We start from the raw sequence: 11,186 nt of genomic DNA, 5'->3' as shown, positions 1-11,186 counted from the left end.
ACACAAACGCCAGCACCCCCACCCCGCTGCCCACCAGCAGCCCGCCCAGCGCGCTGCCAAAAATGCTGCGGGCCAGGGGGCCGGCCACCATCACGCCAAAGAACAGGAAGATGGCGAAATCGGTCCAGTCAAAAAGGCGGTGGTCGTTGATGCCCTCGGGCGTGTGTTCGGCTTCGGGCGGCGGCAGGGCTTCTGCGCCGATGCGCGCGGCGAGCTGTGTGGCCGCTGCGCTCAGGCCGCCTGCGTAGTCGTTCTGCTGAAAACGCGGCTTCATTGCGCTGTCGATGATGCGCGCGGCGGCGATGTCGGGGATGGCGCCTTCCAGCGCCTTGGCCACCTCGATGCGCATCTTGCGGTCGTTCTTGGCCACCAGCACCAGCACACCGTCGCCCACGCCCCGGCGGCCGATTTTCCATTGGTTGCCCACGCGGTTGGCATACGCGGCAATGTCTTCGGGCGCCGTGCTGGCCACCATCAGGACCACCACCTGTGCACCCCGGGTCTGCTCCAGCGCGGCCAGCTGGGATTCGAGAGCCTGGGTGTCGGCGGCGCTCAGGGTGGCCGTCTGGTCAATGACGTGGCCGGTGAGAGGGGGGATGGCGTGCAGCGTGCCTTGGGCCAGCGCCCATAAGGGCGAAAATGCTATAAATAATATAGCTATAAGCACCCGTCCAATGCGCGCAAAGGGCATATTTTTCTCAAATTTCTTATGCCTGACGGGCCCATTGCGCGGGGGGCATCAGCGCTGGGGCTTGGACGCGCCGAAGTCCACGGTGGGGGGCGTGCTGATTTGCGCCTCGTTGGCCACGGTGAAGCTGGGCTTGGGGGCGTAGCTGAAGGCCATGGCCGTGAGGTTGGTGGGGAAGCTGCGCGCCAGTACGTTGTAGTCCTGCACCGTCTGGATGTAGCGGTTGCGCGCCACGGTGATGCGGTTTTCCGTGCCCTCCAGCGTCACGCGCAGGTCGCGAAAGCCCTGGTTGGCCTGCAGGGTGGGGTAGCGCTCGGACACCGCCATCAGCCGCGACAGCGCACCCGACAACTCGCCCTGGGCCTGCTGGAACTTGTTGAACGCCTCGGGGTTGTTCAGGGTCTCGGGCGTGACCTGGATGGCCGTGGCCTTGGCGCGGGCTTCGACCACGCGGGTCAGGGTTTCCTGCTCGAAATTTGCCTCGCCCTTGACCGTGGCGACGATGTTGGGCACCAAGTCGGCGCGGCGCTGGTACTGGTTGAGCACCTCGCTCCAGGCGGCCTTGGTCTGCTCGTCCAGGCGCTGGAAGTCGTTGTAGCCGCAGCCGCTGAGCGTCAGCGTGGCCAAGAGCAGGGAGCACAGGGCAAGAAGGCGTTGCATCGTCGTCATGGGGGTGCCAATCAAAAGGACAAAAAGGACGAAAAGGACAAAAAAGGAGAATGGAGCGAATGTGCCAGAAACCCGACCTGGGGGCGAGGTGGTTGTGCCCGCTGGGTGGAGTCGCAGAGATACATTGGCCTGCCAAAGACCCCGGCCATCGCTGCTGACTGGTGAGTCCGCTGCACGCTCAACGCACAATAGCTGCCTGGTTGCTGGTGCCGCTGCGGCCCCCTCTGCCTGTTCAACTCCACCCATCCCCGCTTTACGACCATGCCCCGCGACCGCTCCAAAGCCGCCACCCTTGGTGGCTCGTCGGATGAAACCGAATCTGCGTTCTACGAAGCACTGCAGCGTGGCGATATTGACCTGCTGATGTCGTGCTGGGCCGACGAGGATGACATCGTCTGTGTACATCCCGGCGGGCCGCGCCTGCTGGGCGCTGGGGCCATCCGCGCTGCGTTCGAGTCCATGTTCGCGAACGGCACGGTGCGGGCGCGGCCAGTGCAGGTGCACCGGGTGGTGGCGCTGTCGAGCGCGGTACATAGCGTGGTCGAACAGGTGGAGGTGATGCTGCCCGACGGCCTGCATCAGGCGGTGGTGCTCGCCACCAACGTGTACCACAAGACCCCGGAAGGTTGGCGCATGGTGGCCCACCACGCCAGCCCCGGCGTGGCGCCAGACGCGCAGGTGTCGGCGGCCCAGCGGCCTGTGCTGCACTGACACCTGCGGGGGAGTAAATTTTGAGTTTTTTTGCGCCTCTCCGCGCGATGGTATTGCCCTGATGGCTATGAAATATGTAGCGCCTCGATGGCTGCCCGGCGGGCAGCTCCAGACGATCTGGCCCGCGCTGTATGCACGCCGTGTGCTGGGTGCTCGGCCCGAATACCGCCGTGAGCGCTGGGACACGCCGGACGGCGATTTTGTGGACGTGGACTTCCTGCAGGACGGCATTGACGCCCGTGTGCCACGGCCACTGCTGGTGGTGTTCCATGGCCTGGAGGGCTCCTCGCGCAGCCACTACAGCGAAGCCTTTGCCGACCTTGCGCGCCAGCGCGGCTGGGCCTGCGCGTTGCCGCACTTTCGGGGCTGCAGCGGCGAGATCAACCGCGCGCCGCGCGCCTACCACTCCGGCGACCATGCCGAGATCGGCTGGATGCTGCAGCGGCTGCGCGCCGCACACGCCGGGCCGCTGATGGCGGCCGGGGTGTCGCTGGGTGGCAATGCGCTGCTGCGTTGGGCGGCCGAAGTGGGCGCTGACGCCGCGCGCAGCGCCGATGCAGTGGCCGCCGTGTGCTCGCCCATCGATCTGGCCGCTGGTGGGCACGCCATCGGGCGCGGTTTCAACCGGCAGATCTATACCCGTATGTTCATGCGGACCCTGGTGCCCAAAGCGCTGCAGAAACTCGCCCAGCACCCGGGGCTGTTCGACCGGCGGGCGCTGCTTGCAGCGCGGGACCTGTACGCGTTTGACAACGTGTTTACCGCCCCGGTGCACGGCTACCGCAACACCGAGGACTACTGGCTGCGCGCCTCGGCCAAGCCGCTGCTGCACCAGATCTGCATCCCCGCGCTGGTGGTCAATGCCCGCAATGACCCGTTTGTGCCAGCGGCAAGCCTGCCCGCGGCGCACGAGGTAGGCCGGTGCGTCACGCTCTGGCAACCGGCGCAAGGCGGGCATGTCGGCTTCCCGCGCGGCCGCCCGCCCGGCCATGTGCGCGCCATGCCCGAGGCCGTGGGCGGCTGGCTGGCCGAGCAGGCAGGGGCAGGGGGCATCCAGGGAGGACAATCGGCCCATGGATGACATCGTCAAACAGGCGCTGGCCAAATGGCCCAACGTGCCGGACTGCTATGGCTGGCTAGGGCTGGACGCTCGCGGCCGCTGGTACCTGCGCGACGATGCCACGCAGGCGGCGGGGGCCTTCCCGCAGAGCAAGGGGCAGTTGCTGGAGCACGACAAGCTCATTGCCTTCATCGCCCGCAACTACGAGGCCGACGCCGATGGGCAATGGTTCTTCCAGAACGGCCCCCAGCGCGTGTACGTGGAGCTGGAGTCCACTCCCTGGATCTGGCGTGTTCAGCCTGACTTCACCCTGCGGTCCCACACGGGCCAGGCCGAGGAAGGGGGCGATGCCCTGGTGGATGCGCAGGGGCGGCTGTATCTGGCCACGGCCCTGGGTGTGGGCCTGGTGCACAGCATGGATGTAGCCCTGGCCGCCGAGGCGGTGGAGTCTGGCCGTTGGTCGGTGCGGGACGTGCAGGCCAGCGACCTCCCGGCCCGGTACCGCTATGTGCCGAGCCCGCAGGCGCGGTGGGCGGGTGAGGGCCCGTAAACGTCTGGGTTGGGCCGTGGGCCGCGCCCACAAAAAAAGCCGACGCATGCGTCGGCTTTTTTAATGGTTGAGGGCGCCAGCCCCGCAACCTGTGGGGCCCCGCAGACAGCGGCTCCGTGAAGAGCTGACAATCGGCAGGGAGTTGCGCACAGGTTCCGGTGGGGCTGCTCGCCACCACACATGTGGCTGAGCGAGGACCGGCAGGGGCGGCTGAATCAGCGCGAAGCGGCGGGAGCGGCCGCGGCTGCTGCATCGCCACCGGCAGCCGCTGTGGCGCCTTCCGCAGCAGGGGCGGCTGGTTCGTCGAACTTGCCACCGCTGGCGTTGGCCATGTAGGCCACCGCGCGCGCGATTTCGATGTCATTGAAGTCGCCACCACCTTGCGGTGCCATGGCGCCCTTGCCTTTCAGTGCGGACTGGACCAGGGCTTCGAAGCCGGTCTTAATCCGGGCCGACCAAGCAGCTGCATCACCCACCTTGGGTGCGCCCGCTGCGCCGGATGTGTGGCAGGCGGAGCACTGGGCCTTGAACACGTCTTCGCCGCCTTTGAGGGGACGGTTGGCGTCACGCACTTCCACCATGCCCACCTTCTGGATGCGCTCGGCGATGGCCTTCTCGGGGTTGACGGCGCCAGCGGCAGGCTTGTCGGCCGACGTCACGTAAATGACCAAGCCGATGATGGCAAAGATCGGGATCACGAACGAGAAAAAACTCGCCAGCAGCAGTTGCTTGGGAGTCTTGATGGGGCCGGTGTGCGCTTCTTCGTGGTGGTTGTCGCTCATGACGTCCTCTGGTTATCGGGGGGCTTTGATGAAATCAACCTTAAATTATATCTACGCCCCCGGGAACTTCGGCTCCTGGCTTGGGCCGACAGGGCCGGTGTCGTCCGCGTACAACCCGCAACCCATGGCCCGAGCGGCATGTGGTGCCGTGCCTCAGGGCTTCAGGAGCCCGGCTGCATGGAAACCGGGGCCCCGCCGCCCAGCGCCTTGTACAGCGCCACCTGGTTCTGCAGCTGCGCCAGCCGCACCTGCACCACGGCCTGCTGGGCAGTGAACAGCGAGCGCTGGGCGTCCAGCAGATCCAGGTAGCTGGACACGCCATTGCGGTAGCGCAGGTCGGCCAGCTGCAGGCGCGCACTTTCGGCCTCGGCCTGCCGCTGCTGGGCCAGGGCTTGCTCGCCCAGTGTGGCTTGCCCTGCGAGGGCATCCGAGACTTCGCGGAACGCGGTCTGGATGGCTTTTTCATACTGCGCCACGGCAATGCTGCGGCTGGCCTGTGCGCTCTCCAGATTTGCCTGGTTGCGGCCCGCATCAAAGATTGGCAACAGCAGCGACGGCGCAATCGTGAAGCCCCAGGAGCCGTTCTTGAACAGCCCCGACAGCTCCCCGCTGGCCGTGCCCGCCTGCGCTGTCAGCGAGATGCGCGGGAAAAACGCGGCGCGTGCGGCGCCAATGTTGGCGTTGGCGCCCACCAGCTGCTGCTCGGCCTGGCGGATGTCGGGCCTGCGCGTGAGCAGCTCCGATGGCAGGCCCGCAGGCAGCGGGGCCATGGCCGGGGCGTTGGCCAGGCGGCTGCCCGCCAGGCTGGCTGCGACCTCACTGGGCAGGGCTTGGCCCAGCAGCAAGGCCAGGGCGTTTTCGTCGAGTGCGCGCTGCCGCTGCTGCTGCGCCAGGGTGGCTCGGGCTGCCTGGGTGAGAGATTCCGCCTGGCGAAAGTCCAGCTCGGACGCCACTCCGGCATCCAGGCGCATCTTGGTCAGCCGCACCGATTCTTCGCGGGAGGCGAGGGTCTGGCGGGACAGGTCCAGCAGCTCTTCATCGGCCAGCAGGGTCAGCCAGCCGTTGGCGACGGCGGCCACCAGGCTCACCTGGGCGGCATTGCGGCCTTCTTCGGTGGCAAGGTACTGGGCCAGGGCCTGTTCCTTGAGGCTCGCGAGGCGGCCGAAGAAATCGATCTCCCAGGCCGACACCGCCAGACCGACGCTGAACGAGTTGGTCAGGTCGCCACTGCCCGAGGCGGGCGCGCGGCTGGCGTTGGCGGCCAGGCCTACGCCCGGGTACTGGTCGGCGCGGCGCACCTGGTAGGTGGCGCGCGCCTGCTCGACGTTGAGCATGGCCACACGCAGGTCGCGGTTGTTCGCCAGGGCTGTCTCGATCAGCTGCTGCAGCCGGGGATCGGCAAAGTAGTCCTGCCACGGTGCCGTGGCGGCCGGGTCCTTCGAGGTGCTCGCTGCAACGGTGGCTGCCATTACATAGGTGGTTGGCACCGGCGCGGCGGGACGTTCGTAGGTGGGGATGAACGAGCAGCCTGTGAGCAGCAGTGCAACCGCTGCTGCCGCGAGTGCGAGAGGTGTGCTGCGGGGATCAATCATGGGTTCCAACTCCTGCTTCTTCTGCGTGGCGGCGGCTCATTTCTGCCTGGCGAGCGCTGCCCTTGAACAGGCTGCGCACCACCACGAAGAACACGGGCACAAAAAACACGGCCAGCACTGTCCCGGTGACCATGCCACCCAGCACACCGGTGCCAATGGCGCGCTGGCTGGCCGAGCCGGCCCCCGAGGCGATGACCAACGGCAGCACGCCCAGCCCGAAGGCCATGGAGGTCATGATGATGGGCCGGAACCGCAGATGGGCGGCCGCCAGCGCCGACTCGATCACCCCCTTGCCTTGGGCCTGCAGGTCCTTGGCAAACTCGATGATCAGGATGGCGTTCTTCGCCGACAGGCCAATGATGGTGATCAGGCCCACCTGGAAGTACACGTCATTGGCATAGCCCCGCATCAGCGTGGCCAGCAGCACCCCCAGCACGCCCAGGGGCACGACCAGGATCACCGCCAGCGGGATTGACCAACTCTCATACAGCGCCGCCAGGCACAGGAACACGGCCAGGATGGCAAAGCTGTAGAGGATCAGCGACTGTGCGCCCGCGAGCTTTTCCTCCCGCGACTGGCCGGTCCATTCAAAGCCGAAGCCTGCGGGCAACTGGCCCGCGAGTTTCTCCATCTCGGCCATGGCGGCACCGGTGCTGTAGCCGGGGGCGGGTGCCCCCGAGATGCGCATGGCCGGATAGCCGTTGTAGCGCACCGTCTGCTGTGCACCGTTCACCCAGCGGGTGGTGGCAAATGCCGACAGCGGCACGGGCTTGCCCTGGCTGTTGGCGGCATTGATCTTGAGCAGGTCGTCCGGCTGCATGCGTGCCGGTGCATCGGCCTGCACCACCACACGCTGCAGGCGGCCCTGGTTGGGGAAGTCGTTCACGTAGCTGGAGCCCAGCGCGGTGGACAGCGCCGAATTGATCGCGTCAAACGGCACGCCCAGGGCGTTGGCCTTGTCGCGGTCAATGTCGATCTGTAGCTGGGGAGCGTCTTCCAGGCCGTCCGGGCGCACCTGCGTGAGCACCTTGCTTTGCGAGGCCATGCCCAGCAGCTGGTTGCGGGCCTGCACCAAGGCTGCGTGCCCGGCGCCGCCACGGTCCTGCAGTCGGAAGGTGAAGCCGCTGGCGTTGCCCAGCTCTGGGATGGGTGGCGGGCTCAGCGGGAAGATGAATGCATCGCGGATGCCCATCAGCCCGCCAAAGGCGCGGTTGGCCACGTCCTGCGCCGATTGGCCGGGGCCGTGGCGCTCGCTCCAGTCCTTGAGGGTCACGAACGCCAGCGCGGCATTCTGGCCCTGGCCCGAGAAGCTGAAGCCCAGCACGCCCACCATGCTTTGCACTTCGGGCTGCTTGAGGATGAAGCCTTCGACCTGCTCCATCACGGCCAGCGTACGCTCTTGTGTGGCACCCGGTGGAAGTTGCACGTTGACGATGATGTTGCCCTGGTCTTCGCTCGGCAGGAACGAGGTGGGCAGGCGCATGTAGACCACGGCCACGGCGCCCACAATGGCGGCGTAGATGACCAGGTAGCGCGCGGCGCGCTTGAGCATGCGGGCCACAAAACCTTCATAGCCCTTGGCTGTGCGCGAAAACACCCGGTTGAACCAGCCGAAGAAACCGGTCTTTTCGTGGTGGTGGCCCGCTTCCACGGGCTTGAGCAGCGTGGCGCAAAGTGCTGGCGTGAGCGACAGGGCCATGAAGGCCGAGAAGCCGATGGAGGCCACCATCACCGCCGAGAACTGGCGGTAGATGTTGCCGGTGGAGCCTGCAAAGAATGCCAGGGGCACAAACACCGAGATCAGCACCACGGTCACGCCGATGATGGCGCCCGAGATCTGGCGCATGGCCTTGCGCGTGGCCTCCAGCGGAGACAGGCCTTCCTCGCTCATGATGCGCTCGACGTTTTCCACCACCACAATGGCGTCGTCCACCACGATGCCGATCACCAGCACCATGCCGAACATGGTCAGCACGTTGATCGAGAAACCGAGCGCCAGCAGCGTGGCGAACGTGCCCAGCAGGGCAATGGGAACCACGATGGTGGGGATGATGGTGTAGCGCCAGTTCTGCAGGAACAGGAACATCACCAGGAACACCAGGGCCACGGCTTCGAAAAGGGTCTGCGCGACCTGCTTGATGGAGATGTCCACGAAGCGCGAGCTGTCGTAAGGAATGCTCCAGCCCATGCCTTCGGGGAAGTAGCGCGAGAGTTCATCCATCTTGGCGCGCACGGCCTTGGCGGCTTCCAGGGCATTGCCGCTGGGCGACAGCTGGACGCCAATGCCCACGGCGGGCTTGCCGTTCAGGCGTGCGGCCGTGGCGTAAGCCTGGCCGCCCAGCTCGACGCGTGCCACATCCTTGATGCGCACGGTGGAGCCATCGGTATTGGCGCGCAGCACGATGTTGCCGAACTGCTCCACGCTGCTGAGCTGGCCGTTGACCACCACGGTGGCCGCAATCCCCTGGCCCGCGACATTCGGCAGGTCGCCAATCGTGCCGCTGGCCACCTGCGCGTTCTGGGCGCGGATGGCGGCGGTGATCTCGGCGGCCGAGAGGTTGAAGCTCACCATCTTGGCCGGGTCGATCCAGATGCGCATGGCGCGCTCGGTGCCGAACAGTTGGGCCTGGCCAATGCCCTGCAACCGCTGCAGCTCGGGCACGATGTTGCGTGAGGCGTAGTCGCCCAGGGCCACCGTGTCGGTTGCCGGGTTGGACGACGAGAGCATGGTGAACAGCAGGAAGTTGGAGCGCGACTTGTCCACGCGCACGCCCTGCTGGGTCACTGCCGAAGGCAGGCGGGGGGTGGCACGCGACAGGCGGTTCTGCACATCCACCTGCGCCAGGTCGGCATTGGTGCCGGGCTGGAAGCTCAGGGTGATGCTGCCCGAGCCGTCAGCCTGGGCCACCGACTCCATGTAGATCAGGCCGGGCGAGCCGTTCATTTCGCGTTCGATGACGGACAGCACGCTGTCCTCCAGCGTCTGCGCCGAGGCACCGGGGTAGGCGGCATTGATGACGATGGCGGGCGGGGCCACCGGCGGGTACTGGGCGATGGGCAGCTGCGTGATCGCCACGCCGCCCATCACCATGATGAACAGCGCAATCACCCACGCGAAGATGGGGCGGTCGATAAAAAACTTGGCCATGCTGGGGTGCCCCTTATGGCTTGGCGGCGGAGGCCGGGGTTGCTGCCGAGGCGGCGGGTGCTGCAGCGGCACTAGGTGCGTGCCATGGGACGGGTGTTACCGGCGTGCCTGGCGGCAGCATCTGCAGCTTCTGGAAGCCATCGACCATCACCTTTTCGCCCGCCTTCAGACCGTCAAGAACGACCCAGCGGTTGTTCTGCGCGGCGCTGATCTTGACGGTGCGTGCGGTCACCTTGCCGTCGTCACCCACCACGCTGACCGTGTCGCCTTGCTGTGTGCGCGTGACCGCCTGCTGGGGCAGGGTGATGGCGTTGCTCGCCTGCGCTTGCTCGATGCGCACCCGCAGGTACAGGCCGGGCAGCAGCTCGCCCTTGGGGTTGGGCACTTCGGCGCGCAGTGTGACTTGGCCGGTGGTGGCATCGACCGATAGGTCGGTGAACAGCAGCTTGCCGGATTGGGCGTACTCCGTTCCATCTCCGAGCACCAGCTTGACACTGGCGGCTTCGCTGTTGCCCGCGCGTTTGAACTGGCCGCTCTCCATCGCGCGGCGCAGCTGGAAGACATCGCTGGCCGATTGGGTGAAGTTCACGTACACCGGGTCGATCTGTTGCACCACGGCCAGGGCTGTGGCCTCGCCTTGCCCGACCAGGGCGCCTTCGGTCACCAGTGCACGGCCAATGCGGCCCGCAATGGGCGAGGTCACGCTGGCATAGCCCAGGTTGATATCGGCCGTGCGCACCGCTGCCTTGGCGGCTGCCACGTCGGCCTGTGCCTGCTTTTCTGCAGCTTCGGCGTTCACGAAGTCTTGCTTGCTGATGGCGTTGGCGCTCACCAGCGGGCGATAGCGTTCGACCTGCGCGCTGGCCTGGGCGAGGTTGGCCTGGGCCTTGGCGAGGCTGGCGCGGGCGCTTTCTGCTGCTGCGGCATAGGGAGCCGCGTCAATGCGGAAAAGGGGCTGACCAGCCTTGACGTCGCTGCCTTCCTTGAAAAGCCGCTGCTGCAGGATGCCTGCCGCGCGGGCACGGACTTGTGCCACGCGCGAGGCCTCGACGCGGCCGGGGAGCTCGGTCACCAGCCCGACATCCCCGGGGGTTGCAGTGACCACACCAACCTCCACAGGGGGCATTTGGGCCCCACCTGCCGCCGCCTTGCCATCGGTTTTACCACAGGCAACCAAAAGCGCTGCGACGGCACCGGCCGCCACAATGGCGAGTGTTTTGCGGCTGTAAGCAGTGGAAAGGGGAGGGATGACGGATGCGTCACGCAGTTTGGGCATGAGAGTCCTTCTGATTGGCGTCAAGAAATGGGCTTGTAGTGATGGGTTGCTCGCCATGGGCGGTCCAAAACAAGTGCCCTAAAAAACAATTGCTCAATTATACATACAAACATGAATGTATAATTGTGACGGGCGAATGTCGAGGCGATGTCGCTGGTGGGGTGGAGTGCCCGAATGAGGAGACACATAGTTATGGCGCGTCGAACCAAAGAAGATGCGATTGCTACGCGCAGCAGTCTGATTGATGCTGCTGAGAGGGTTTTTTTTGAAAAAGGGGTGGCGCGGGCTTCGCTGAGCGACATTGCCCAGGCTGCAGGTGCCAGCAGGGGGGCTATTTACTGGCACTTCAAAGATAAGGAGGATCTCTTCAGCGCCATGATGGATCGGGTGACGCTGCCGCTGGAGCGGGGGTTTGGGGCGCTGGAGGAGAGTGCTTGTCCTGATCCTGTCGAGCGGCTGCGTGCGGTGCTGGCGCTGGTGCTGCACGGGGTTGCGTCAGACGAGCGAACTCGCAGGGTGTTTGAGATTGCGCTCTATAAGGTTGAGTACGTGGGGGAGTTGATTGGTGTGCGTGATCGGCACATCGCGGCCTCGGATGGCTTCATCAGCCAGTTGGCGCGCGATTTCGAGTTGGCCTCGCAAGCGCAGCGCGTGGTTTTGCCGATGACGCCTGTGGAGGCTGCGGTGGGGTTGCATGCCTTGTTCGATGG

10 protein-coding genes are annotated in these 11,186 nt (G+C 66.0%); 4 read left to right on the top strand and 6 right to left on the bottom strand.

The window, feature by feature from the left end; translation table 11 throughout:
* Both DBR12_RS01050 and DBR12_RS01045 read right to left on the bottom strand, forming a co-directional pair.
* The coding region (locus tag DBR12_RS01050) for a YgcG family protein (RefSeq protein ID WP_108615559.1) at positions 1 to 691 on the bottom strand (691 nt) is incomplete at its 3' end.
* A gap of 48 nt (positions 692 to 739) precedes the next feature.
* Positions 740 to 1,348 (bottom strand): LemA family protein, encoded by a 609-nt coding sequence (locus DBR12_RS01045; protein WP_108615558.1) that lies wholly within the window; start codon positions 1,346 to 1,348, stop codon positions 740 to 742.
* 270 nt (positions 1,349 to 1,618) lie between these two features.
* Here DBR12_RS01045 and DBR12_RS01040 point away from each other — a divergent pair, with 270 nt between their 5' ends.
* The 3 genes from DBR12_RS01040 (at position 1,619) to DBR12_RS01030 (ending at position 3,678) form a co-directional block, all read left to right on the top strand.
* Positions 1,619 to 2,068 carry a nuclear transport factor 2 family protein gene (locus tag DBR12_RS01040; protein ID WP_108615557.1) on the top strand — a complete coding sequence of 150 codons (450 nt, stop codon included), beginning with the start codon at positions 1,619 to 1,621 and terminating at the stop codon, positions 2,066 to 2,068.
* A gap of 67 nt (positions 2,069 to 2,135) precedes the next feature.
* The gene (locus DBR12_RS01035) at positions 2,136 to 3,149 is read left to right on the top strand and encodes a YheT family hydrolase (RefSeq protein ID WP_108615562.1); all 1,014 of its coding nucleotides are present in this window, start codon (positions 2,136 to 2,138) and stop codon (positions 3,147 to 3,149) included.
* The gene (locus DBR12_RS01030; protein WP_108615556.1) at positions 3,142 to 3,678 is read left to right on the top strand and encodes a DUF2946 family protein; all 537 of its coding nucleotides are present in this window, start codon (positions 3,142 to 3,144) and stop codon (positions 3,676 to 3,678) included. Before DBR12_RS01035 ends, DBR12_RS01030 begins: the two co-directional genes overlap by 8 nt.
* A 215-nt stretch (positions 3,679 to 3,893) precedes the next feature.
* Here the strand turns inward: DBR12_RS01030 and DBR12_RS01025 are convergent, their stop codons facing one another.
* From DBR12_RS01025 to DBR12_RS01010, 4 genes are all read right to left on the bottom strand, one after another.
* Positions 3,894 to 4,460, bottom strand: coding sequence for a cytochrome c5 family protein (locus DBR12_RS01025; protein WP_108615555.1), 567 nt, complete (start codon positions 4,458 to 4,460; stop codon positions 3,894 to 3,896).
* Between the two features lie 161 nt (positions 4,461 to 4,621).
* Positions 4,622 to 6,052 carry an efflux transporter outer membrane subunit gene (locus DBR12_RS01020; RefSeq protein ID WP_108615554.1) on the bottom strand — a complete coding sequence of 477 codons (1,431 nt, stop codon included), beginning with the start codon at positions 6,050 to 6,052 and terminating at the stop codon, positions 4,622 to 4,624.
* Positions 6,045 to 9,200, bottom strand: a complete 3,156-nt coding sequence (locus DBR12_RS01015; protein ID WP_108615553.1) for an efflux RND transporter permease subunit — start codon at positions 9,198 to 9,200, stop codon at positions 6,045 to 6,047. Before DBR12_RS01015 ends, DBR12_RS01020 begins: the two co-directional genes overlap by 8 nt.
* A gap of 13 nt (positions 9,201 to 9,213) precedes the next feature.
* A complete protein-coding gene (locus DBR12_RS01010) occupies positions 9,214 to 10,476 on the bottom strand; it encodes an efflux RND transporter periplasmic adaptor subunit (protein ID WP_199226601.1) in 1,263 nt (420 codons plus the stop codon).
* 192 nt (positions 10,477 to 10,668) lie between these two features.
* Here DBR12_RS01010 and DBR12_RS01005 point away from each other — a divergent pair.
* The coding region (locus DBR12_RS01005; RefSeq protein ID WP_108615560.1) for a TetR family transcriptional regulator at positions 10,669 to 11,186 on the top strand (518 nt) is incomplete at its 3' end.

Source organism: Acidovorax sp. HMWF029, assembly GCF_003060895.1.
Classification (GTDB): domain Bacteria; phylum Pseudomonadota; class Gammaproteobacteria; order Burkholderiales; family Burkholderiaceae_C; genus Acidovorax.
Note: the sequence above shows the minus strand (reverse complement) of the source record. Positions and strands in the feature narration are given on the sequence as shown.